General features: G+C 41.2%; 25 protein-coding genes. 10 read left to right on the top strand and 15 right to left on the bottom strand.

Going from position 1 to position 24,275, the window contains the following annotated elements; translation table 11 throughout:
* Nucleotides 1–84 precede the first annotated feature (84 nt).
* Entirely contained in the window at nucleotides 85–2,187 is a 2,103-nt protein-coding gene (locus tag B4U84_RS03245) for a M3 family metallopeptidase (protein WP_017311901.1), read from the top strand.
* Between the two features lie 281 nt (nucleotides 2,188–2,468).
* Here the strand turns inward: B4U84_RS03245 and B4U84_RS03240 are convergent, their stop codons facing one another.
* Nucleotides 2,469–2,861 (bottom strand): cupin domain-containing protein, encoded by a 393-nt coding sequence (locus B4U84_RS03240; RefSeq protein ID WP_044453127.1) that lies wholly within the window; start codon nucleotides 2,859–2,861, stop codon nucleotides 2,469–2,471.
* Between the two features lie 287 nt (nucleotides 2,862–3,148).
* On the opposite strand from B4U84_RS03240, the gene B4U84_RS03235 reads away from it, so the two are divergent.
* Nucleotides 3,149–3,958, top strand: coding sequence for a DUF928 domain-containing protein (locus tag B4U84_RS03235; protein WP_131115527.1), 810 nt, complete (start codon nucleotides 3,149–3,151; stop codon nucleotides 3,956–3,958).
* A gap of 718 nt (nucleotides 3,959–4,676) precedes the next feature.
* On the top strand, nucleotides 4,677–5,531 hold the full coding sequence (locus B4U84_RS03230; protein WP_017311898.1) for a universal stress protein: 855 nt from the start codon (nucleotides 4,677–4,679) through the stop codon (nucleotides 5,529–5,531).
* Between the two features lie 82 nt (nucleotides 5,532–5,613).
* Here the strand turns inward: B4U84_RS03230 and psbM are convergent, their stop codons facing one another.
* The 5 genes from psbM to B4U84_RS03205 all read right to left on the bottom strand — a co-directional run bounded on the left by psbM (nucleotide 5,614) and on the right by B4U84_RS03205 (nucleotide 8,356).
* Nucleotides 5,614–5,730: a photosystem II reaction center protein PsbM gene (gene psbM / locus B4U84_RS03225; protein WP_009455495.1), complete on the bottom strand. Its 117-nt coding sequence runs from the start codon at nucleotides 5,728–5,730 to the stop codon at nucleotides 5,614–5,616.
* 139 nt (nucleotides 5,731–5,869) lie between these two features.
* A complete protein-coding gene (locus B4U84_RS03220) occupies nucleotides 5,870–6,166 on the bottom strand; it encodes a 2Fe-2S iron-sulfur cluster-binding protein (RefSeq protein ID WP_017311897.1) in 297 nt (98 codons plus the stop codon).
* A 197-nt stretch (nucleotides 6,167–6,363) separates the two neighbouring features.
* Nucleotides 6,364–6,501, bottom strand: a complete 138-nt coding sequence (locus B4U84_RS03215; protein WP_016863373.1) for a photosystem II reaction center protein K — start codon at nucleotides 6,499–6,501, stop codon at nucleotides 6,364–6,366.
* 93 nt (nucleotides 6,502–6,594) lie between these two features.
* Nucleotides 6,595–7,743, bottom strand: a complete 1,149-nt coding sequence (tgt, locus tag B4U84_RS03210; protein WP_017311896.1) for a tRNA guanosine(34) transglycosylase Tgt — start codon at nucleotides 7,741–7,743, stop codon at nucleotides 6,595–6,597.
* Nucleotides 7,744–7,903: 160 nt separating this feature from the next.
* On the bottom strand, nucleotides 7,904–8,356 hold the full coding sequence (locus tag B4U84_RS03205; protein WP_017311895.1) for a hypothetical protein: 453 nt from the start codon (nucleotides 8,354–8,356) through the stop codon (nucleotides 7,904–7,906).
* A 783-nt stretch (nucleotides 8,357–9,139) separates the two neighbouring features.
* On the opposite strand from B4U84_RS03205, the gene cobS reads away from it, so the two are divergent.
* Nucleotides 9,140–9,913, top strand: coding sequence for an adenosylcobinamide-GDP ribazoletransferase (gene cobS, locus B4U84_RS03200; RefSeq protein ID WP_026082014.1), 774 nt, complete (start codon nucleotides 9,140–9,142; stop codon nucleotides 9,911–9,913).
* Between the two features lie 64 nt (nucleotides 9,914–9,977).
* On the opposite strand, the gene B4U84_RS03195 is transcribed toward cobS, so the two are convergent.
* A complete protein-coding gene (locus tag B4U84_RS03195; RefSeq protein ID WP_131115525.1) occupies nucleotides 9,978–10,439 on the bottom strand; it encodes a PPC domain-containing protein in 462 nt (153 codons plus the stop codon).
* 105 nt (nucleotides 10,440–10,544) lie between these two features.
* Nucleotides 10,545–11,195, bottom strand: a complete 651-nt coding sequence (locus tag B4U84_RS03190; RefSeq protein ID WP_131115523.1) for a ComF family protein — start codon at nucleotides 11,193–11,195, stop codon at nucleotides 10,545–10,547.
* Nucleotides 11,196–11,708: 513 nt separating this feature from the next.
* Between B4U84_RS03190 and B4U84_RS03180 the strand changes: the two genes are divergently transcribed.
* The gene (locus B4U84_RS03180; protein WP_017311890.1) at nucleotides 11,709–11,930 is read left to right on the top strand and encodes a helix-turn-helix domain-containing protein; all 222 of its coding nucleotides are present in this window, start codon (nucleotides 11,709–11,711) and stop codon (nucleotides 11,928–11,930) included.
* Nucleotides 11,931–11,976: 46 nt separating this feature from the next.
* Here the strand turns inward: B4U84_RS03180 and B4U84_RS03175 are convergent, their stop codons facing one another.
* The gene (locus B4U84_RS03175; protein WP_242677522.1) at nucleotides 11,977–12,459 is read right to left on the bottom strand and encodes a winged helix-turn-helix transcriptional regulator; all 483 of its coding nucleotides are present in this window, start codon (nucleotides 12,457–12,459) and stop codon (nucleotides 11,977–11,979) included.
* Between the two features lie 33 nt (nucleotides 12,460–12,492).
* On the opposite strand from B4U84_RS03175, the gene B4U84_RS03170 reads away from it, so the two are divergent.
* A complete protein-coding gene (locus B4U84_RS03170) occupies nucleotides 12,493–13,248 on the top strand; it encodes a glucose 1-dehydrogenase (RefSeq protein ID WP_017311888.1) in 756 nt (251 codons plus the stop codon).
* A 338-nt stretch (nucleotides 13,249–13,586) separates the two neighbouring features.
* Here the strand turns inward: B4U84_RS03170 and B4U84_RS03165 are convergent, their stop codons facing one another.
* The 6 genes from B4U84_RS03165 to B4U84_RS03140 form a co-directional block, all read right to left on the bottom strand.
* Nucleotides 13,587–14,072, bottom strand: a complete 486-nt coding sequence (locus tag B4U84_RS03165; protein ID WP_131115521.1) for a GNAT family N-acetyltransferase — start codon at nucleotides 14,070–14,072, stop codon at nucleotides 13,587–13,589.
* Nucleotides 14,073–14,164: 92 nt separating this feature from the next.
* Nucleotides 14,165–14,764, bottom strand: a complete 600-nt coding sequence (locus B4U84_RS03160; RefSeq protein WP_131118687.1) for a MiaE family protein — start codon at nucleotides 14,762–14,764, stop codon at nucleotides 14,165–14,167.
* 371 nt (nucleotides 14,765–15,135) lie between these two features.
* On the bottom strand, nucleotides 15,136–15,615 hold the full coding sequence (locus B4U84_RS03155) for an Hsp20/alpha crystallin family protein (RefSeq protein ID WP_131115519.1): 480 nt from the start codon (nucleotides 15,613–15,615) through the stop codon (nucleotides 15,136–15,138).
* Between the two features lie 138 nt (nucleotides 15,616–15,753).
* Nucleotides 15,754–16,689 (bottom strand): alpha-L-glutamate ligase-like protein, encoded by a 936-nt coding sequence (locus B4U84_RS03150; RefSeq protein WP_017311884.1) that lies wholly within the window; start codon nucleotides 16,687–16,689, stop codon nucleotides 15,754–15,756.
* Between the two features lie 8 nt (nucleotides 16,690–16,697).
* Complete coding sequence (locus B4U84_RS03145) at nucleotides 16,698–18,350, bottom strand: UUP1 family membrane protein (RefSeq protein WP_242677521.1); 1,653 nt, start codon at nucleotides 18,348–18,350, stop codon at nucleotides 16,698–16,700.
* Complete coding sequence (locus B4U84_RS03140; protein WP_017311882.1) at nucleotides 18,323–18,898, bottom strand: ATP-dependent zinc protease family protein; 576 nt, start codon at nucleotides 18,896–18,898, stop codon at nucleotides 18,323–18,325. Before B4U84_RS03140 ends, B4U84_RS03145 begins: the two co-directional genes overlap by 28 nt.
* 438 nt (nucleotides 18,899–19,336) lie before the next feature.
* Here B4U84_RS03140 and B4U84_RS03135 point away from each other — a divergent pair, with 438 nt between their 5' ends.
* The 4 genes from B4U84_RS03135 (at nucleotide 19,337) to B4U84_RS03120 (ending at nucleotide 24,174) form a co-directional block, all read left to right on the top strand.
* Complete coding sequence (locus B4U84_RS03135) at nucleotides 19,337–20,737, top strand: amidase (protein ID WP_131115517.1); 1,401 nt, start codon at nucleotides 19,337–19,339, stop codon at nucleotides 20,735–20,737.
* A 282-nt stretch (nucleotides 20,738–21,019) separates the two neighbouring features.
* Nucleotides 21,020–23,398, top strand: a complete 2,379-nt coding sequence (locus tag B4U84_RS03130; RefSeq protein ID WP_131115515.1) for an NACHT domain-containing protein — start codon at nucleotides 21,020–21,022, stop codon at nucleotides 23,396–23,398.
* A gap of 231 nt (nucleotides 23,399–23,629) precedes the next feature.
* Nucleotides 23,630–23,893, top strand: a complete 264-nt coding sequence (locus B4U84_RS03125) for a hypothetical protein (protein ID WP_242677520.1) — start codon at nucleotides 23,630–23,632, stop codon at nucleotides 23,891–23,893.
* Nucleotides 23,890–24,174, top strand: a complete 285-nt coding sequence (locus tag B4U84_RS03120; protein WP_131115513.1) for a type II toxin-antitoxin system RelE/ParE family toxin — start codon at nucleotides 23,890–23,892, stop codon at nucleotides 24,172–24,174. The genes B4U84_RS03125 and B4U84_RS03120 overlap by 4 nt, the downstream gene beginning before the upstream one ends.
* The last annotated feature ends 101 nt before the right edge of the window (nucleotides 24,175–24,275 follow it).

Here is a 24,275-nt window from a genome sequence, read left to right as displayed (position 1 = left end):
GACTAAGACGTAAAATCGCTACATTAGTAAAGTGAAGAAATAAAACACAGTTGACCCATATAGAGCGGGTGTTCACGTAAAACCATGAGTGTAAACGCCATTATTACAGATAATCCTTTATTAAAAGGTTCTGGTTTGCCTGACTTTGTAAACATTAAACCAGAACATGTAGTGCCAGCATTTAATCAGTTACTGGCAGAATTAGAACAAGAATTAACCAAGTTGGAAGCTGATGTTCAGCCTAGTTGGAGTGGTTTAGTAGAACCTTTAGAAAAAATCACAGAACGTCTGAGTTGGAGTTGGGGTGTTGTCAACCATTTGATGGGTGTGAAGAATAGTCCCCAATTGCGCGAAGGTTTTGAAACTGTGCAGCCTCATGTGGTGCAGTTTTCTAATAAGCTGGGTCAAAGTCAACCAATTTACAATGCTTTTAAAGCCCTTGGTGGAAGTGATGCTTGGAATGGTTTTGATTCAGCCCAACAGCGCATTGTCCAAGCTGCGATCCGGGATGCGGAACTTTCTGGGGTGGGTTTACAAGGTGAAGCACGCGATCGCTTTAATAATATCCAAATGGAGTTAGCGGAACTTTCTACTAAGTTCTCTAATCATGTTTTGGATGCAACTAAGGCTTTTAGCTTGACGTTGACAAAGAAAGAAGAAGTAGACGGTTTACCGCCTAGTTTGCTAAGTTTAGCCGCCCAAGCAGCACGAGATACGGGTTCAGAAAACGCTACTCCCGAAAATGGCCCTTGGCGTATCACTTTGGATTTTCCCAGTTACTATCCTTTTATGCAGTACAGCACTCGCCGAGATTTGCGGGAGGTGCTTTATAAAGCTTATGTCAGCCGTGCTGCTGGGGGAGAGTTGAATAACAACCCGATCATTGAACGTATCTTACAGTTGCGTCAAGAATTAGCAGAGTTACTTGGGTATAAGACTTACGCGGAAGTCAGTTTAGCAAGTAAGATGGCTCCGAATGTCGAAGCTGTAGAAAAGCTATTGGAGGAATTACGCGGCGCTAGCTATGATGCTGCTGTCAAGGAATTAGAAGAACTCAAAGCTTTTGCTGCAAGTGAGGGAGTCGCTGAAGCGGACGATTTAAAACATTGGGATATTGCGTTTTGGGCTGAACGTCAGCGAGAAGAAAAATTTGCTTTTACAGCTGAAGAATTGCGTCCCTATTTTCCTCTTCCCCAAGTGTTGGATGGTTTATTTGGGTTGGTGAAAAGACTATTTGGTGTGAGTGTGACTTCTGCTGATGGTCAAGCACCAGTTTGGCATGAGGATGTGCGCTATTTCCAAATTGCTGATGAAACGGGTAAGGCGATCGCCTATTTTTATTTAGATCCCTACAGTCGTCCTGCCCAAAAGCGCGGTGGTGCTTGGATGGATATCTGTATTAATCGGGGTAAAATTACCGAAAATGGTGTAAGCAAGACTCGCTTACCTGTGGCGTATTTGGTGTGTAATCAGACACCACCTGTTGATGGTAAGCCCAGCCTCATGACTTTCTCAGAAGTAGAGACTTTATTCCACGAATTCGGTCACGGTTTACACCACATGCTGACTAAGGTAGATTATACTTCCGCAGCAGGTATTAATAATGTCGAATGGGATGCCGTGGAATTGCCTAGCCAATTTATGGAAAACTGGTGCTATGACAAAGCTACTTTATTTGGCATGGCTAGGCATTACGAAACAGGCGAACTTTTGCCAGAACATTATTATCAAAAGCTCTTAGCAGCTAAAAATTACATGAGTGGTAGCGCGACGCTGCGTCAACTCCACTTTAGCCTGTTGGATATCGAATTACATCACCGTTACCGTCCTGGTGGTGGTGAAACTCCCAAAGATGTACGCGATCGCATTGCCAAAACTACCACTGTCATATCCCCATTACCAGAAGATGCATTTCTATGTGCTTTTAGTCACATTTTTGCAGGAGGATATGCCGCAGGCTATTACAGCTATAAATGGGCAGAAGTACTAAGTGCGGATGCTTTTGCTGCTTTTGAAGAAGTTGGTTTAGAAGAGGAACAAGCAGTAAAAACCACAGGTAAACGCTACCGGGATACAGTTTTAGCACTCGGTGGTAGCCAGCATCCCATGGAAGTATTTAAATCTTTCCGGGGTCGTGAACCGAGTACTGAAGCCTTACTGAGGCATAATGGCTTAATAGCTGCTTAGTTTGTAGTGAGCGCTTAAGCGCTCATTACAAAACCGCAGGATTACTTATAAATTAGGGGTATAAGGGTGTAAGGCAATACTGCAAGGTATAGGATTTTTCGTCACAATTTTGGGGTTTGAAACTGTAACTTAATATCTAGACAAAGCTACCCATACTTACTCTTTGTTGGGTACTTTAATGTAGTGTTAACGACTCCAAGCTCAACGACTGCGGAGGGCTGGCGCGGTGGCTGCTTTCGCAGCCAACGTGACAGACCTTAGCAGTTCGCAGCAGCGCATGGTTAGCCGTTTCCGGTGGGGATGATGGCGGCAGTTTCCACCATCAAGATGATGGTGCGCTCTGGGGCGCGTGTGCGATGCACGACTCCGCGTGGCACAACGTAGCCCTGCTGTGGTCCCAGTTCGACGGTAGTGTGCGGCTCCTCTAAGTCGATGAGAAAGCGGCCGCTAAGTACAAAAAAGAACTCGTCGTCGGTGTCATGCTTGTGCCAATGATACTCGCCTTGCATGACGCCTAGGCGCACCACCGAGTCGTTGACTTGGCAGAGAGTCTGGTTATACCAGGGGTCAGTGCAAGCAGCCACCAAGGCAGACACGTCCACCAACTCCAGAGGGGCAAACTGGACGTTGAGGTGGGTGGCGTAGGGGTAGGCGGAAGGTTGTGGTTGACTCATGTTGCGGTTGGTGAAGGAAGGTGAAGACGCCTAACTATTTATTGTACGGAAAGTTTTCGTATAATCTTTTTCTCAATCGTAATATATTAAGCATTACAACGAACCGAAGATTATGGAAAATTTTAAATCAAACAACAATGTGATTTATTCGTGCAAGTATCATGGCTCTGTACCCTACACCCCTTCTTGGTCAAGATAAACTGTGAATCAGGAACGAGAGTAACCTAATAACGTCTCAATGTGGGTGGATACGCTCTTTATAAGGCAGTTGTCAATTTCTAACTTGAATGTATCGCCCAAATTATCTTAAAGTCAGCCTGTCTTTGCTTTTAAATTTACTTCTGTGTGGTTTACCTTCGATAGGTTTCACACAGACAATTGCTAAACCACAAACTCCAAGTAAACCAAATCAGGTCAACAACCGCAATCAGCAAAGCGGTAGCGTTCAAGTCAAGGTTCCGACCAAAAGTCTTCCTGGACGTCGGGAAAATGGTAGTACACGTAGAGGTGGCTGTGTTTTTGGTGAGCAACCACTTTTAGTTTTATTGTTACCATCGACTAATTTAGGATTGACAACTGCTGCTTATCCCAAGTTTTTTTGGTACACACCTGACAATACCGCTCAAACGATGCTATTTTCTCTCTACACAGTAGATGAAAAATTGCGTCCGCGAACTTTGGTGTATCAAACTAATTTTAAACCGAGTAGTAAAGCTGCGATCGCGAGTTTGACTTTACCTCATAATGATAAGGTTCCGCCTTTAGCAGTCAATCAAACCTATCAGTGGTCTGTCTCGATAGTTTGCGATATACAAGATCCTTCTCCCCGCTCTGTAATTAGTGTACACGGTTGGGTGCAGCGAGTTGCCATCAATAATAATGTAGGTAACAAGTTAAAGCGATCAAGTTCCAGAGAAAGTCTTTCTATCTATGCTGAACAAGGTTTATGGTTTGATTTACTTTCAACAGCAGCAGAGTTACGCACCTGTAACCCATCAGACACCAAACTTTCTGATATTTGGACAAGTTTATTACAGCAGATAGAGTTAGATTACTTAGCTAAACAGCCTTTGCATCAACAATGTCCCCGACGCTAAGGGACAAGGGAGACTGGGAGGACAAATTGTCTTATAAGCTGTTATGCATTTAAATTGTATATTTTGCGATCAGGTTGTCAAAAGTCAACAGTCCAGAGTCAAAGACTAGCTTGGACTTTGGACTGTTGACCCTGGACAGTCCTAACGCAAGAATATTTAATCTAAGCGCACATCAGCTTACCATAACCCCAGTCTACTTTCAGTAGACTGAATAAATAATTTCTCCAACCCACTTAGAGTAGGTTTTCGCTATCAGCCCCAAATTTATTTGAGGGTGGGATATTGGGCTAGTCTTCGAGTTTAACTGCTGTATAAAAACTTCGCTTATACTAAATATTTTTAGCTAAAGTGGTTTACTGGATAGCTTTTTGCTTGTCTTTGCAATATTTAACTAGAAAATAATTAAAAAGCGTAAATATAGATTAAAAGTGATAAATTTCATAACCATTTATTAAGTTAATCATGCAGAATTATAGAGTAAGCTAAATTATTAAAGCCTAGTTGAGAAGCTCATTCACTAGGTACAAATAGTAAGAACATTTAGTCAAGAGTCTGGTGTCGAAAATATTAACTGTTTAGTGTTAATTGTTCATTGTTCATTGCAATTAACAATTAAACATTGACTATTGATTATTGACTAAGTGATTTAGCTGGCGGTGAAAGTTAAAGTTGAGCCAATTACTAGAGAGCAAACAACTAACAGCTACGGAAGACGAAAATGATAAAAAACATTTTGATTGCTGTCTCTGGATTGGGACACGCCGAAGAGATGCTTAAGACTTTGAAAGAACTGCCATCAATTCAACAGGCAAAAGTAACAGTACTGCACGTTGTTCCACCACAACGCACCGCCGATTCGATGACAGCGAAGTGGGAAGAAGGTGGCAAAATTCTGGCTAATGCGATTCAGTCTCTGGCTTTGAATCCCACTCAAGTCTCTTCCATTTTGCGACAAGGTGAACCTAAAGATGTAGTTTGTCAAGTAGCAGATGAAATTGATGCAGACTTAATTATTATGGGTTCTCGCGGTCTGAAGCGTCTGCAATCAATTTTAGCAAACTCCGTCAGTCAATACGTTTTTCAATTGTCCTCTCGCCCGATGTTGCTGGTTAAAGATGACATTTATGTCAAAAATATTAAGCGGATTATGGTGGCAATGGACAATTCTGAGGCGTCAAAACGTTGCCTAGATTTAGCTCTATTCTTGATTCGAGACATCAAGGGTGGAGAGCTAATCTTAACACATGTGATCACAGATTTAGGAAGTGAACCTACTGCCACAACCCAAGTTACTGCTGACCAACACCCGGTTTTAGCTGCTGCTGCTGCGGAAGCAAAAAAACTCGGTGTGCAACCTCGTTGTGTGCTAGGTATGGGTAAACCTGGTGAAAAAATTTGTCGTTTAGCAGAAGAACTGAACGTAGATCTATTATTAATGGGTTCTCCGGATCGCCGTCCTTCTATTGCTAAGAGTTTTGTCGATTTAGACCGACTTTTAGGTTCTTCTTTGTCTGATTACGTCAGAATTAATGCGACTTGTCCAGTGTTGCTAGCGCGAACATCTGCTGCATAAATCAACGTGAGTTCGACAGTGATAAAAACCCTTGCACCTGTGGTGTAAGGGTTTTTATTTTCTTAAAAAAATACACCAAGCATTAACTATCTTTTTTACCTTCGCGGCTAGCTGTTTGGATGTAAAGAATGATTAAAAAAACAGCAGGAACCAGCACAAATAGAATGCTGGCTACAAACCCCAGGTCATTAACCTGCATAGTAAGAAAGCCTCTCTTAGATTCCAGTCAACACTTTTAGGATACCATCATCATGGCTTGGGTGAGTTATTTGTCCTTTGTCATTTGTCATTTGTTATTTGTTCTTTGTCATACCAATGACAAATGACTATTGACTACACTAAGGCTTTGTTACTACACTGACTGGCCCATTAACTAGTGTTTGACAAGCAAGTCGGTAATTAGCAGGCTTTTTCTTTAAGAAACGATTTTCTACTTCTGTAGGAGGTGATAAATTTTCTTGTCCTTCGATGATCTCTACAATACAGGTGCCACATTGACCGTAGCCGCCACAATTCATCATCTTTCCCCAAACTTTATAAATGTCTATGCTGTTTTCTAAAGCTTTTAGCCGTAAATTAGCACCATCAGCAGCAATAACTTCTTTATCTTCTTTCATGAATTTGATGTTACCCATAGTTCACACCTCGTTGACTGTTTGCCTTAATTAAGAGCTTGATTTTTAAATCAATTTGTTGAATACTATATTAATTTATTCTAAAATATAACAAAATATTAAAAAATATAAAGTTTTTTAAAACGAAAGTATAGCAAAAAAATAAGACAGGTAAAATCCCTGTCTCGATAAAATTATGTAAATAGCTTTTAAATAACTTATCTAAAACCCACGGCTGCTTGCCAAACAAAAGCTAGCAACAAGAAGAACAAAGGAATGAGCGGAAGAACGTCTACTAAAGGATCGAAGATTTGGAATGCTTCGGGTAGTTTAGCTAATAAAATTGCTGCTTCCATTTTTGTTTAAATCCACCTTATCCAACACAGCTTTCAGAATTGACAAACATCTTAACATGCATTGGTCATTGGTTAATAGTTAGTAGTTCTACATCACTCCATGACTCCTTTTTTGAACCACTTACTAAACTCTGTGGTAAAGGTGTCGTTCAATATCGCTTCTCGTATTTTTTGAGTAAAGCGAATCAGTTCAGTGATATTGTGAATACTCAACAATGTGTATGCCAAAATTTCTTGCGATCGCACTAAATGAGAGATGTAGGCACGGGTAAAATTCCGACAGGTATAACAAGGGCAAGTTTCATCTAATGGTGTAAAATCTTCACGAAATTTAGCATTCTTTAAATTCCAGCGATCGCCCTGTACCATCGCCGTACCATGTCTCGCCCAACGTGTAGGAATCACACAATCAAATAAATCTACACCAGAGGCGATCGCAATCACCATTTCTTGATAAGTACCCACACCCATCAAATAACGAGGCTTGTGGTATGGTAACAATGGTGCTGTAGTCTGCACAACTTGATGAATTAGTTCTGGTTCCTCGCCCACACTCACGCCACCAATGGCATAACCTGGTAAATCCAGTTTCTGCAAAGCTTCTGCCGCTTGAGCGCGCAAATCCAAATACACTCCACCCTGAACAATCCCAAATAATGCTTGTTCTTCCCGGCGTTGATGTGCTTCTATACACCGTAAAAGCCATCGGTAAGTGCGCTCTGTAGCTGCTTCCACCTCTTGGCGATTAGCTGTAGCAGGCGGACACTCATCAAAGGCCATAATCACATCCGCCCCTAATATATTTTGAATCTCGATAGATTTTTCGGGTGTGAATTTGATAATTTGACCATCGTGGGGTGAGCGAAATGTTACGCCTTCTTCAGATATTTTCCGCATTTCGCTCAGACTGAAGACTTGAAAGCCTCCAGAATCGGTGAGCATCGGCCCATTCCAGCCCATAAACTTGTGCAGTCCTCCACCTCCTGACACAATTACTTCTCCTGGTTGCAGGTGCAGGTGATAGGTATTAGATAACACCATTTGTGCGCCTGTTTCCTTGAGTTGAGCAGGGGTAAGGGTTTTGACAGTCGCCAAAGTCCCGACTGGCATAAAACGAGGAGTTTCAACTACTCCATGTGGTGTATGAAACACCCCAGCTCGCGCTTTGGTGTGGCTACATTGAGCCAGACATTGAAAAGAGAAGTTTGTAGTCAAGAGTGTATTTTGTTGGTCAATGGTCATTTGTCAATGGTCATTTGTCATTGGTCATTGGTCATTTGTCAATGGTGATTTGTCAATGGTCATTACTTAATTCTCCCTTGTCCCCCTTCCGATTCCCGATCCCCGATCCCCAATCCCCGTTCGCGTAGCGTCTCCTCTGGAGAATCCCCAATCCCCGATCCTAAAACAGATCAGAGGGATCATCGTCAATTTCTGCGTCCCATCTGGCTGAGAGTACTTGTTCCATCATTGCTTCTATGGCGCTGACATTTAAGCAACGCTCGTCTCGTTCTTGCATAGGAGTGGAAAGAGGAATCAAGCGCAGACGGCTTCCTTCTTGTACTAAGTCAAAGTAAGTTTCTTTTTGTGGTGATTGTTTTAATTCTAGGTAATCAAAACTACAAAGATTGAGATAAAGGGCGTGGTTAGCAACCAGAGTAGATCGTTGCGGATTGGCAAATACTTCCATCACATTCCCTTCACCGTCGCTCTTGCACTCACCATCCTGGGTGTAGAAATAGCGAACACGACCTAAATCTGTGAGTAATCGTCGCATATCGAGTTTATTGACAACCACACCTGTATTAATAATGCATGGAGCTGGTATCTTACTTTCGGGTAGATGGTGACTCATAATCCAATGACTTCTGGAGTGTAGATAAAAACTACCAGGACTTACGCAAACAATAGCCGAAACTCTGATTTTCACAGTTGGGCAATTTATCAATTGCCCTTACAGCGTATAGTTTTGCGTAAAGTCCTAACTACATAGCTAAACAGTCGATCTCGTTGCTTGGTTGACCCCTGCTATTTAATATTTATCTAATATCTTGATCAACTTTGTATAGCGATCGCCTAATTAGCTGCAATAAATTATTTTTTGTTGACATAACGGCAAAAACATGATTATTAATATTTTTAATAAGTATACTTACTCCTATTAAAATAATAGGTTATACCATTTTGATTTTGGGATGGGAAACTCTTTGTGAATAAGAGTTTTATCAGTCTATCGGTCGCATTCTTTTTTAAAATTGGTGTTAAAAGGTTAGCTAGAAAGGAAAAATCTGTTATCATTCATTCGTTTTTTGTGTATCACATGATATAAGTATTTCAATGAAAAATGCTTAATGTATCTTTTTTTCTATTGTTTTTTTGATTTGTGATAGTATATACAGCTCATCATGACTACTTTATTTATATCCTTTCTTAAAGAAAGTATTTATACATTTAGTAAAGTTTTTACTGTGATCAGCATAACAAAATTTTTTGGTGAAGTTACTCATACTGGTAAATCTTATTTAAATTTTTAAAGATGAATATCAGGGTTGTGCCGGAATTATGAGCGTCATTATTACTCGTCATTTGAATCATGATTCATGATTAATGACTACAAATAACAACTAGCGTAACTACTATGACCAACAAGTGTCAGTGGTGGAAACAACTACTGTTTGGCATGGGGGCAGGAGTTATATTTTATACATCTATTCCTTTGCCATACATGTATGCTTTTGATTTCCAAGGAGTAGCCCGTTTTGCTCCTGTAATTGGACTGATGATTGGAGGGATTTTAGGCTTATTTGATGCTCTGTTGATTTATCTGGGTGTACCAGTGCTAACCCGTAGTGCTTTAGTTGTATGCGGTTGGATGGCGATTACTGGAGGGCTACACTTAGATGGAGCAATGGATAGCGCTGATGGATTAGCTGTGGGCGATCCTCAACGTAGACTAGAAGTGATGGCGGATAGCGCCACAGGTGCATTTGGAGCAATGGCCGCGATCGCTTTGCTATTACTTAAAACAGCTGCATTGACAGATCTAGAACAAAACCGTTGGTTAATTCTGATGACAGCTGCTGGGTGGGGACGCTGGGGACAAGTCATGGCGATCGCTCGTTATCCTTACCTGAAACCAACTGGTAAGGGAGCGTTTCATAAACAAGCTATTCGTTCATACAAAGATTGGCTACCAACACTAGTTTTATTGATAGCTTTGAGTAGCTGGCAAATTTTCCTCAACCGTGATCAAATCTTTTTTGCTATGGTAATGCTAGTTAGTGGAAGTGCGATCGCCATCATCACTGGAGCCTGGTTTAATCACAAACTAGGCGGACATACTGGTGATACCTATGGTGCTGTGGTGGAATGGACTGAAGCTTTGTTTTTGTGCGTCATGACAATAATTTGAAAGATTTTGGATTTATTCTTAATCTCAAATCCAAAATCTCAAATCTAAAATCTCAAATCCAAAATTATTTGACTGGTTGCAATCGCGTTACCCTAAGTTTAAAAGTTCCTACTCCAGTTTCGCCGAAAGACCGGACGCGAACGATGTAAGTTCCAGCTTCTACAATGCGGGTGAACAACAAAGAATTACTGCTACCATCAGGGCCATCATCATTTTCTGCCACTGTCGTACCGTCTGGTCCCAGCAGAGTGACAATACTATCAAAGTTTTCAGAACTGAGATCAACCGCCAGATTATCACCCTTTTTCAGACTCACCATATAGTCACGGGCAAATCCACCCTGACCTGTGGGAATATCTTTTTCTGACAGTGTATCAGAAACTTCATAACTGCCAGGTAGAGGAATTGGATTGTACAACTTGTTAACTTGAGCAAAAGCTGCTGTTGAACTTATACCAATTGCCAGCAAAGAGGCAGGAATGAAAGCAATTTGTTTTAAACTTACGATAAAAGCCTGACTTCTCATCCCCAAACGTTTTCCCACAAATTAAGCGTGATTGGCCTAATTATAGTTGTCTCTAGTACAGCTTGCCCACGCATGATTCAGTTATCAGTTATCAGTTACCAGTTATCAAGATTTAAATGATTTAGCAGTGGTTGCAACTGCAACCAAACCATAAACAGATATACCGCTTTGATGAAGTGTTTGTATCGCAGATCTAGTAGTTGCGCCTGTGGTATAAATATCATCTACTAGTAATACTGGAAATTTCGGAGGCACACGCAAGTCTGACCCTAATCCAAAGGCTTCTGTTAAGTTTTCTTCTCGCTGTGATGCAGATAAGCCAAATTGTGCTTCAGTTGCTTTAATTCTTTTTAAACCATGTTTTTTTAATCGTAATCCGGTGACTTCACAAAAGCTTTGAGCGATGAGTGTAGCTTGGTTATACCCGCGTTGCTTGAGCTTTTCGGCGTGAAGTGGAATCGGAACAGCTACTAAATTACGATCGCATCCCTGATGTGATAACCATGCTTGTGCTAAGAATTGTCCCAACGGACGAGCAATTTCTGGGTGATTTTCGTATTTCATCGTAGCGATCGCTCGTTTGAGAATACCGCCATATGCACCCCAAGCAAATATGGGTAGAGAGTGGGTGTTGGGATTATGACATTTTTGCAGTTGGCGAATACAGTTTGGACATAATTCTTGAGAGGTGGAACGCTCACACAAAGGACAATGAGATTGGAGAAAGAGGTTGAGTAGGTTTTTCCAATTGATCATTAGTTATTTGTCATTGGTCATTGGTAGAGACGCGATGTTCCTCGCGTCTGTACAATAGTCATTGGTCATTTGTAACAAATCTTTCTGTGATTCGGTAGGGTGAGGATTGCTCACCCTGGATGAATATTTAAATTGGTTTTGTTATTTTTCTCAGTGTTTGGGCAATGGCTTGAGCATCTTTGTCAACAAAAATATCTTGCTCGCCGTTACTCCAAGTCAAGATGCAGGTATATTGTAATTTATCGTGAATAGGTATATTCCGAAAACGAATTTGGCGAATGTAAGCTAAATTTATTAAACCTCTTGTAGCTGTTTGACAAAGAACGAGTTGTGGCAGGGGTATTGTCCTAAATGTACGTTTCTGGAATAGTCCTAAATGTACGTTTGGGGACAGAGAGGGCGAGGGTACTTGGAGGTGCGATCGCCCTTCTCTTATTTATATTAAGTCCCATTAAATAGCACGTTTCAACAGCTTACATTAAAAAAATAATACACTGGGAGTAGTCTGACATAATGGGACTAACAAATAGAATTCAAGAATTTGGCAAAGAAAAAGGTATTCCTAGCGCCAACAAGTTTTGGCAAATCACTGGACTACCAAGAGCAACTGCATTTAGGCTTTGGAGGGATAGAAATATTTATCCAGACAGGGGAACCGTTGAAGTGATTTGTAAACAATTAAACGCCCAACCGGGTGATTTTTTGAATTACGTAGACGAGCCTGATGAGACTTAATTAGTTCTGAAGAAGTTGCTGAACCCCAAATTTGTTTTGAAAGGCGTCAAATTTCCAATTTTTGACTGTTCAGGAGCGTCTGTTGACGTTTTTCATTGGGACTGACTTCGCTCCTCTGCCTTTCTTTGTAAACCAACTTTAATTCTTCTTGGTGCTGCCAAGCCCACTTTGCCAAACCTGCAATCGGTTCAATCAGCTTTTCACCAAAGGGAGTAAGGTGATATTCCACCTTTGGCGGCACAATTGGATATACAGTTCGGTTAACAACACCTGCTGACTCCAGCCGTCTTAGGGTTTGTGTCAGCATTTTTTTGGATATTCCAGGAATTTGACGTTGAAAATCAGTATATCGCTTAGTACCAGAAGATAGGAGATACAGAATTGGCGGTGTCCATTTATCTCCTACCAAATCGAGCATCTGCCGCATAGGACAGTCTGCGCTGAGGAGTATTTGCTCATTTTTGGGAACCATGAGGTAACTATAACACCTGGAAGTTCCTTCTTGTAAAGAAGAATCCAAATCAGGCACACTGCTTTAGTTAGTGAAAATGGAGAGATTTGGATGAAACTGTTAGAAAACAAAGTTGCCTTGATCACTGGTGGGACTTCTGGGATTGGGCGTACTACTGCGATCGCCTTTGCTCATGCTGGTGCCAAAGTTGTTGTAGTCGGGCGGCGGGAAGAAGAAGGGAGTGAAACCGTCAGCTTAATTAATCAGGTGGGAGGTGAAGGTTTATTTGTGAAAGCTGATGTATCTCAAGAAGCAGACATAGAATCAACTATTGCCACTGCTGTCAATAAGTTTGGTAGGCTTGATATTGCATTTAATAATGCAGGAATGCTGGGTCAAAATGCCTTACTGGCAGAGCAAACAGAGCAAACTTATGACCGGGTTTTTGGAGTCAATGTCAAGGGAGTTTTTCTGTGTATGAAGCACGAAATTACCCAAATGTTGGCTCAAGGCAATGGTGGAGCAATTGTCAATACATCTTCGATCAATGGTTTTCGTCCTTTAGCACCCGGCTTATCAATTTATGACGCCTCTAAAACTGCTGTGGTGATGTTGACAAAAGCCGCAGCACTAGAATATGCCTCTCAAAAAATTAGGATAAACGCGATCGCACCAGGACCAATTGAAACAGAAATGCTCAGTCAGGCAACTGGCGGTAATACTAAAGCTTTTGAGAATTTTGTTCCCGCCGGACGTTTGGGCAAACCCGATGACATTGCTAATGCTGTGATCTGGTTGTGTTCTGATGCTACCGATTTTGTCAACGGACATACCCTTGCTGTTGATGGAGGAGTACTGGCTGCGTGATCACCGCTTTCTCCTACGCTTGTATGAAAAGCCTGTGACTTAGCGACAAAAAAGAATTCGGAGTAGCTAATATACCTGTATGTAAAGTGCATAAAATTGTTCGTGGATATCATTCGCGAACAATTCTTTTTTGTTCAAAGTCCAATAACCAATAAACCAATAAGCATTTCAACCCATTTAAGTGGATTTTCGTTCTTATACCATTTCACGAAAACCCTGATACAAATACAGATCCTGTAGAGACGCGAAATTTCGCGTCTCTACAAGATTCATATGTATCGCTATTAACGTGAAATGGTATTAGCCCAAAGTTCACTTGGGGGCGGAATTGTCGCTCTTTACTTTAACAGTTTCACATAAACCCGATCGCACCGTGTTGTCTCTACACCTGTTGCAGGTTTGTAACCATTGCTTTCATATAGCTTGACTGCTTCTGCTAAAACGCTAGCGGTTTCAATCCAAATTTGCTGAAAACCACGCTTGGCGATCGCTCTTTCTAATTCTTGTAACAAATATTTTCCTAATCCCACACCTCTAGCAATTGGTAAAAGATACATTTTGCGGATTTCTACAGCTTTTTCGCCCCGATGAATCGGGTAGTATGCACCCGTACCGACAACTTGATTTTGGTATGCAATTACCCAAAACTCTCCACCAGTGGCTAAGTAACATTCTTCCACTTGCAACACATCTCGATCAGCGCCATCTGGCTCCCAACCAAGCCCATATTCTGATAATACAGACCGGATGACTTCTGAAGCAGAAATGCGATCGCCTTCTTCCCAATCCCGAATCAAAAAATCTTTGTAGTAGTGATTAGTCATTGGTCATTGGTCATTGGTCATTTGTCATTGGTGTTATTCTCTCCCTTGTCCCCCTTGTCTCCCCACACTCCCCACTCTTCCTTCCCCTCTCCCTAACTATGAATCCTTGGTTCAGGATGTAAATTTACTAGCAATTCACTCTCAATAATTGCTAATTCATCGAGTCTTTGGGTGACAATTTCACGGTCATAATAAGTATCAGCTAGTACCCAATATGTACCAAAATGCCGTGCTTCGGATGCCATCAAACCGTGATAAAACTTGGCTAATTTTGGTTCGGGACAATGAGTCGCTAATAAACCTAAACGTTCATGACTGCGAGCTTCTATTAATCCACTGACTAACAAAGAATCTAAAAAGCGATCAGGTTCTTTGGGGCGAATTTGGGCTTTTAAACCTGCGCCATAGGGAGGTGGTGTCAGGGGGCGCATGGGTATATTTTTCTCTTCTAGCCATTGATTTACTTGCTCGAAGTGTTCGAGTTCTTCGCGGGCAATTTTGGTGAGTTCCCGCACCATCTTAGCATTGGAAGGATAACGAAACATCAAGTTCAACGCCACACCCGCCGCTTTGCGTTCGCATTGAGCATGGTCGAGGAGGATAATGTCTAAATTAGATATCGCCTGTTCTACCCAAGCAGAACTGGTGGGTTGTTTGAGAAGGTTAATTGTTGGTAAAGCAGAAGATAACACAGTCATCCGATTTTAGATTTTGGATTACTCTACGAGAAGCCGCTTACGCGTCTATGGATTTTGGATTGTGGATTTTGGATTTCTCCCACAGAATTTTTCTGGGAAATTGTACGCTGCGAGGAATTTTTGGTGAAAATTTGGAAATCTCTACTTTATTCTACATAGCATTTCGCAAAACTCAGATCCCCGACTTCTTTAAGAAGTCGGGGATCTTGAGTAATGTTATATCGAATCAATAACAAACAAAAAATAACAAATATAAAAAAAACCGCTTTCGCAGTCTAGAATTTAATTTCTAGAAAACGAAAGCGGTTAATCTCCATCACACAAACCAACCAATGAGGTAAACTTTTGATTTGAGGAATTGCTAATTAAGCAGCTTGGGTTTCTTCAGTTGGAGCTGCTTTTGCAACTGGTTCAGTAGTGTTATCTGCTAAATTGATTTTGACTACTTTCTGACGCGCTTCTGTAACTTTGGGTAATGTCAGCGTTAGTATACCGTTTTTGTACTCTGCTTCCACTTGGTCATTCTGAATTGCTACTGGTAGAGGAATGACTCGTTGGAATTTTCCATAGCGAAATTCTGAACGAATTTGACCATTGTTTTCGTAACGGTTTTCACCAGTAATAGCAACCGCTTCTTTTGTTACTTGAATATCCAAGTCTTTTGCTTCTACACCAGGAATTTGGACTCGCAAAATCAGATTATCATTCGTGTTTTGGAGTTCAAATGCTGGTTTCCAAGTCATTCCTGGCTGACGTTTCACTCGCAACATATCATCAAAAATTCGATCCATTTGACGGTTAAAAGCATCAATTTCTGGGAAAGTTCGCCAACGAATAATAGCCATTTTTATCTCCCCTAATCGCCCTTAATTTTTGACTTTTGATTTATAAATCTATGATGGCGTTCTTTATTGAAGAGTTAGTGAGGTAAACCGGATAATTTGGGGCGTGAATACCAGTCTTTGGAAAAGTAAATTAGTAAATTAAGCCTCTAGTGCAAATTTTTCTTGAGCAAACTTGATTTTATCTTGAATTCCTGAGAATTTTGGCAAGGTATTATTAATTGTTTCTAGTCGGGGCATAAGTCCTTGTTGGTTAGCAATTTGGATCGAAAGTCCAGGACGAGCATTTATCTCTAGTAACAGTGGTCCTTTTTGTTGATCGAGAACAATATCAACACCGAGATAGCCAAACTCGGTTTTATCACCTAAACAAGCAGCCATTTCCAAAATAGTTTGCCAATGAGGAATTTGGCGATCGCGCAATGAATGTCCCGTTTCAGGATGGTTGTCAATATAGCGATTTTTTTGGATACCAGCCAAGGTTTTTCCTGTTGCGAGATCAATTCCTACACCTACACCACCTCTGTGTAAATTGGCTTTCCCGTCAGAAGCCCGTGTTGGTAGACGCAACATTGCCATTGCTGGAACTCCACGATAGACAATTACTCGGATATCAGGAACACCTTGATAGGCAATTTCGGCAAAAACTGGATCGAACTGCACAGCATATTCAATGATTGCTTGATCGGTTTGTCCTCCCAAGGAAAACATCCCACTGAGGATATTGTGAATGTGATAATGGAGATCTTCTGGTTTGAGGATTGAACCACTGGCTTTGCGATAGCCTGCATCCGTCACATCCTGAATAACGACAATACCATCCCCACCGCTACCTTGAGCAGGTTTAACTACAAAGGATTTGTGTTTTTTAATGATATTGGCTAAATTTCTAACTTCATTTTGGAATGTAATTACTCCGTAAGTTTCTGGAACCGCCACACCGACGACTTGAGCAACTTTTTTCGTCTCTAATTTACAGTCAGCTAGACGATAGAGGCGACGAGGGTTGCTGGGGAAAATATAGTCTAGGTTACGAGCATTAATCCCCAAAATACCGTAACGTTGTAGTGAAAACATATTTATAATTATCCTTCCGTTTGCTTTAAGCGTTGTTGGAGTGATAAAAATCGGAAATACTCAATTAGCTTGTACCCGTTGTAGCGTCCTACTAGAATATTTAATCCCAGTACCAACAGTAATAGTTCTGGAAAAGCAAATACTAAATGCTGCACGTAGGGATTAATAATGGAGAAATAACCAATGGTGGCTGCAACCACGCTACCAAGTCCGGCTATAATCGTTTCTTTGGGGCCTGATTCTTCCCACATCATCGCTGCTCGCTCAATTGTCATAGCAAGAATGACAATGGGAAATAATGAGAGTGACAAGCCTAAATTGAATTCCAGACGTTGCAGAAGAATTGCCAGAACACCCATGATTAAAACAGTTGCAGTCAAAATGGCAGCTAGTCTAGGCACTATCAAAAGTTGTAATCGATTTAGGTAGGCGCGGATTGCAAGTCCTATAATCACAACGAAAACAAACAGTGGCACACCAGCCAGCAAACCTGTCTCTCGAAAAGATAATCCGATTAATATAGGTGTGAATGTACCGAAAGTTGGCAATCCTACCATCTGGCGCAAAATCGAAATCACTAATGCACCAATCGGAACTAGGACAAGCACCTGAAAGACTCGCTGAGTTGATAGGGGTAGCCTGAGCAAAGAATATTCCAGTAGTGGATTTGATGCTCTTTCGCCCTGCAAAATTGCGTTTGTCAGTCCACGATCAACATTGGGTTGAACAACAACTTCCAAATTAACGTTACTGGCTCTTTCGGCTTGGAGAACACGATCTGAACCATACCACCAAGTCAGATAGCGATATTGCTCTCTAAAACTCAAATCAATCGGATCAAAGGCTAACCAGCGATCGCCTTGTTGAATTTCCAACCATTGAATAAAATCAGTTGAATATACTTCTTTCCTCCTAAGCAAAATCCCATTACCAACTCGCGCTGGAACGTTTGCTCTATTAAGAAGAAACGCTGCTAATTCTGGCGTAGATTCTTCTTTTCTCAGGTTTCTCTTAATCGCATCTACCCGAATGTCATCTGTACGCAGAGCTATTTGATAAACTTGTTTGACAAAAGAAAGGCGATCGCTTGACTGTTTTGTTGCCTCTTTCAAGAGAGCGTTAATTTCCGTAGTTGGCAGATTCTCCGTAAGATTATCTTGGACTCTTTCAGTATTTTCGCCAAACTTGATCAGTTGCCGATCAACCAATCTTCTACCAGAAATAGGAATTTCCTCACTTCCAGGTTTAACGTTAGCTTTCCTACGAATAATTGCTCGGTAAAATAAATATTCGCTGTCGGTATCATCTTTCTTACTAAAAACAGCGATTCGGTTTGCAGAATTTGGAAATGTTTTGATTTGGCGATCAAATCCCCTATGAACGAAATCTTCACTCACAATCTCGTAGCGCTCAGAGGCTTGGGGAAGATGAAACTCTATACTAGTTGGTAATTCCTCGTTTGATTCTAGTAGTGGTTGCTCGGAAGCTAATGAAAGTTTTGCCTCAACGTACCAACTTCTATAAGCTTGGTTAGGCAACAATGGTACTTCCGAAGAAGCCAGCTTATGAAAAAAAATGACTAGTCCAATCGCTGCTAAAAACAACGCCAGCAACACAGCATGAAAGGTGCGATTCACTGCTGCGCCTCCTGTGCTGAACAAGTTGGTTCTTTGGTAAAAGTTTGAGACGAATCTACAATAAGTTTGCCTTGCTTAAGCATATTGCGTCCGATTAAAATTGGGTAATTAAAATCTTCTCGATCCGCTAGATTTACTTCTTCCTCAACCCACTTACCTGCAACACAAAGTTTCATTCGTACCACCGGACGTCGTAAATTTTTACCTTCGCGACTCTTGATGCTAACCCACCGCACAATAGGGCGCTCAAAAACGGCTTCGGTTCCTTCTCCATCTTGAAATCGGAATTTGATCATTCCGCCAGATTCTGAAGTTTTTTCTGGCTGTTCTAAAATTTCCGCATTAATTGAAGTGGTTGTTGCGCCTGTATCAAGTTTAACTTTCACTTCTTTATCGACACCAGGAATCTTACCTTTTTCTACCCAACCGACAATTTGAGAATTTTGTTCCACACTGTCAGTGGCTTGAGTCTTTTGTGAAACACATCCTGCTACAGATACAAGACCTATAATTACAAGAATCGAAAAATTTTTGACCGCATACTGAGTATACAGACTATATCTGCTCTTCATATACGTTTAAGTAAAGCTTTTTAATCTACAAGAAAAGATTACCGAGTCATGCTTATGACTAGATCATCCTGTAGGCATATTTACTGGTGGTATTCCCAATTAGCAAGATGAGGGGAGCATCCCAATTTTTTCAAAATACCGCAAAGGGTTTAAACCCTTTGCTATTAGCACAAGTCGTCTGAAGACGACTTCATAACATCAAACAGCGATTTCAATCGCAGGGGTTTTTTTGAACATTTGGGATGCTCCCAACATAAGAGCGATCGCACTAACTTACAGGACTTACTTTTTACGCTCTAAATAAATTTGTGCTATAAGCTAAAAACTTATTTCAAAAACATGACATACGTATTTTTGATGTAGTTGTCATGAAATCCATACATCAGGATGCATAAGATACCTTTGTACGTCATCTTTAACCCTAGTCCCTAGTTTCAAATGAACTCAATAGACTTAGCCTTTACCCCAGCCCTAGAACAAGCACGGTTAATCCGACATCGGGAAGTGTCGCCATTAGAGTTGGTGCAGATATATCTAGAACGGATTCAACGCCTGAATCCCCAACTGGGAAGTTATTTTGCAGTGACAGCAGAACAAGCGATCGCTGATGCGAAAGCTAAAACAGAAATGTTAGTAAATAGCAACGAATTACCACCATTTTTTGGTGTGCCAATTTCAATCAAAGACCTCAACCCTGTGGCTGGCGTTCCTTGTAACTTTGGTAATCCGGCGTTACTCAACAACATTCCTGATTTTGATGATGGTGTAGTCACGCGAATTAAGCAAGCTGGATTTATTATTCTTGGTAAAACTGCAACTTCAGAATTAGGTTCTTTCCCTTACACAGAACCTACGGGTTTTCCGCCAGCCAGAAATCCTTGGAATTTAGAATACACCTCCGGTGGTTCTAGTGGTGGTGCAGCCGCAGCGGTTGCAGCTGGGTTATGTGCGATCGCTCAAGGTTCTGATGGTGGTGGTTCGATTCGTGGCCCTGTGGCTTGTTGTGGATTAGTGGGAATCAAGCCAGCCAGAGGAAGAGTCACCCATGCACCTGTAGGCGATCGCCTCAGTGGAATTGCTACTAACGGCCCAATTGCTCGGACTGTTGCTGATGCAGCAGCTCTTTTAGATGTGATGTCTGGCTATGTCACAGGCGACCCCTATTGGTTAAGCGATCCTGAACCATCTTTTCTCGTTGCTAGTAAAGAAAGAATTGGCAAGCTACGTGTTGCCTATGCTACAGCGATTTCACCCATTGGCACAGCCGACGCCAATTGTCAGCAAGGCGTTCTGCAAACAGTGAAATTATTAGCAGAACTCGGTCACACAGTTGAAGAAAAAAGCCCAGACTTTAGCGGTTTACTAGAACCATTTCAGATCGTATGGCAAACAGGTGTAGCCGCTTCGGGTTTTCCTCCGGAAGCCTTGCAACCGATGAATCGTTGGTTACTAGCACGTAGTGGTTCTGCTGGTGAGTACCTGCAAGCAGTATATCAAATGCAGATAGTATCACGGCAAATAGTCGCTTTCTTTGACACCGTAGATATACTACTTTTGCCAGTATATTTACATTCACCTATTCGTGTAGGAGAATGGGCGCACCTCAGCCCGGAAGAAACATTTCAAAACATTGTAAATTGGGTTGCTCCTTGTCCGCCAGCCAATGCAACTGGCTTACCTGCGATCGCACTTCCCGTTGGTTTTGACGCCAATGGCTTACCGATGAGTGTGCAGCTAGTTGGTAAACCCGCAGCTGAAGCCACTCTTATTAGTTTAGCCGCTCAAATCGAAACTGCAAAACCTTGGATTGAGCATCGTCCTGAATTTGCTGCTTTTTGAATTTTGGGGATTGGGCATGAATCAGTTAACAGTTAACAGTTAACAGTTAACAGTGAGGAGTTTAATTTGATAACTGATAACTGATAACTGATAACTGATAAGTCCCCCTTGTCTTTGAATCACATATTTAAGTAGTTTTTATTACTTAGGTTAATCTTGTTTAAGTATAAAAACTGATAAACTTGTTTGCATAAACTCAGATAATGTAATATATATATCTACGTAAGTAGCAAGATCGCGGTAAAAAGAGTAAAAATCGATTTAATGATTGAAGAAAAATCTATGCCGCACAGCAATTTAACAGCCAATATACGGACAGATACCAATCATACATTGGTTGTTGGTCATTACACACTCAAAATCGGTTCTAGCCAAGGTGCGATCGCAGAATCAGGAATCACACAAGAACAACCGACTTTGCGAGAACTTTCTACACCAAAGTTGAAACTTCAGCCTCCGGGCGAGAAACTTCTAGAGCGTGAAAAACCAATTAATGAGGCGATCGCAGCTTTAAAATCTGGACAAGCTGTAGAATTTTATAGTCCGCCGGGTTTTGGCAAAAGTTTTTTATTGCGTTATTTAGCATCAGAACTAGAAGCTGATTGTGTGTTTAGCGATGGTGTCATTAATCTATCTGCTCGTCATCCCTATGTCAGTGATTTACTGCAATCAATTTGGGAAGCTTTCTATGAAAGTGATATCCCTTATAAACCCACAGATGAACAAATCCGGCAACAAATTCAGGATAAACACGCACTAGTCATACTAGATGACGGCGCTCAACTGATTCAAGATGAAGTGCGACAATTAAGAAACAGTGTTAGCAACTGCACTTTTCTAGTAGCTTCAGCAAAACAACGTCTGCGCCAACAAGCATATTCTACTGAACTTTCTGGACTATCTATTCAGGATGCCTTAATTTTTGTTGAAACAAAAATGGGGCGTTCTCTAACCGTTGAGGAATTACCTGCTGCGAGATCCCTGTGTATTATCCTCAAGGGAAACCCAATGCATTTGCAATTAGCGATCGCCTACGGATTAACAGAAAAGCGATCGCTGGCTGAAATTGTGAGTCAATTACCAAATTCTCAAGCTAGCATCTATCTCATTCAACAAATTATCGAATTGTTACCACACCCCCACCGAGATGTTTTGGAAATTTTCGCAGTCATGGGTGAAGTGGGGTTATCAGAGGAAGAAATCGCAGCGATTACAAAACAACCAGACGCTTCTGAAATTATAGAAAATTTGCAACAGCGTGATCTGATTAAACTGGAAGATTTTCGGTATCGCATCAGCAACAAGACAATCAGAGAAATATTACCACCAGCGTGGAAGTTAGGAACACCCTTAGAAAACGCGATCGCTTACTTTATCGATTGGACACAGTTGTATCACCAACAACCACAAACTTTAGTCACAAAAATTGATGCGATCGTTCAAATCCTAGAAGTGTCAGTTAGAGCTAGCCGTTGGCAAGTTGTCTTACACTTAGCAAAAGCAGTAGAAGGTTTGCTAGCTTTAAATAAGCGATGGGGTTTGTGGGAACATGTACTACAACGTGGACTGCAAGCATCTCAAGCCGAACGAGACAAAGCTTCTGAAGCTTGGGTTTTACACCAACTTGGTACTCGCGCCTTATGTTTAGAAGAAAACACCATTGCATTTAGATACTTTACCAGAGCCTTAGAATTACGAGAATCTTTGAGTGATTTCACAGGATTAGCACTCACCCGCCAAAATTTTAATTTACTTCCCTCATCTTTATCAGTTTCCCAGTCGCAACATCTACAGAATGGTAGTGCTGAATCTTCCATTCAGCCAAAAATTGAGAATAGACCCAACTCTAAAAATCAAAGCACAAAACAAATTCCTCAATCTGTTCAACAATCAAAAGTTGACTCGATAAAAAACGAAGAGCAGCCTGTTAATAAAAATCTAGTTGCTGACAGTATTCAAGAAAAAAACGTCTACCCTTTATCGTCTTCCTCAGTGTCACCACTAACTCGGATGAACATAGTAGAAAGACAAGCTGCACCTTCATATCAGCCTTTGCAACAAAACTTTTTACTCTCACCAAAAGCGGTTATTGCTACCGGAATTTTGGCTTCCGGTGGATTTTTCGCTTGGTTATATTCAAGTCAGTTAACATCTTCACCTAATCAACCTGAGATTAAATTACCTCAAGCAACACCTGAACCATTAGTCCAGCCTAAATCCAAAGTCACATTCACACCATCGCCTATTGCTAAACCCACACCTTTAGCAATTCCCACACTCTCACCTTTGAACGAAAGTAAGCCCAGAATAGATCCTGCGCTGACACCGACATTTCCAGAACCAGAATTCGACAAACCTCAGCAGTCAAGCAAACGTAGATCTACATCAGTACCAAAATCTTCACCCACACCCACTGCTATTCCAGAATCAACACCATCATTAGAAACTGAACCAAACATAAATTTTACACCAGCGCCAAGTTCTAGATTTAGCTTCCCATCTCCCAAAACTTCTCCAATACCGACTTTTGAACCACCATCTCCGGAGACGACATCAACACCTATTTTTACCCCTCCATCTACCCGAAAACCAACATCATTAAATATACCTTCTACTCCAGAAGTCACAGTGACACCAAGTCAATTACCCACAGTTCCGTGACGAGTGAGTATAGTCTTTCAAGACGATCCAGTTACCGCTTGGGAGACTCTTCGGTTTCAGGACGGCAGGCAATACGGTTCGGTTAAGAATTTTTCGTCATAATTTTGGATATGTAGAGACGCGATATATCGCGTCTCTACAGGATTTAAATGCCAATCGATTTGTCTTATCCGAACCGTATTGGGACGGCAGGGCATTCCGTCCTATTTTTCACTAGAGAATTGGTATAAGATGAAAAAGTCTCAAATTTTCAATCATTTATCAACACTGTCGATGATCAAATCTGTATCTTTTCAGACAGTCATTGAATATGTAGAGGCTCTTTCGACTGAAGAGCAAGATTTATTATTTGAACTAATTTCTAAAAGACGGATTGAACAACGGCGTCAAGAAATTGCAACAAATGCTGCACAAACGCTGAAAGCAATTAAAACAGGTACAGCCAAGCATGGTACTCTTGAGGATCTGCGGGCTGATTTGTTAAGTGAAGAATGAGAGTTCTGGTTTGGGATAGCAGTTTTAAGCGTGCTTTTAAACGAGTTGTTAAGAAAAATCCTCGCTTAGAAGAAAAAATTTTTGAGGTTTTGGAGTTACTTGTAGCTGATCCATTTACACCTACTTTGAAATCACATAAGTTAAAAGGTGATTTAGAAGGTTTGTGGGCTTGTTGGGTCGAGTATGATTGCCGTATTATCTACACATTTCAGCCAAATTCTGATGAGGATGAAGATATGATTGTGCTAATCGATCTTGGCACTCATGATGAGGTTTATTGAGAAATAGAAGGAAAATGAGCGCTTTTCCTCAAAAAAGCCTGCTGGCGAAGTATGGTAATTTCTTTATTTAAGTCATTAGACATTTACATCAGCCAACAGCG

This window comes from Westiellopsis prolifica IICB1 (assembly GCF_004323185.1).
Taxonomy (GTDB): Bacteria; Cyanobacteriota; Cyanobacteriia; order Cyanobacteriales; family Nostocaceae; genus Pelatocladus; species Pelatocladus prolificus_A.
The sequence above is the reverse complement of the archived record's forward strand: the minus strand, read 5'-3'. Positions and strand labels throughout refer to the sequence as shown.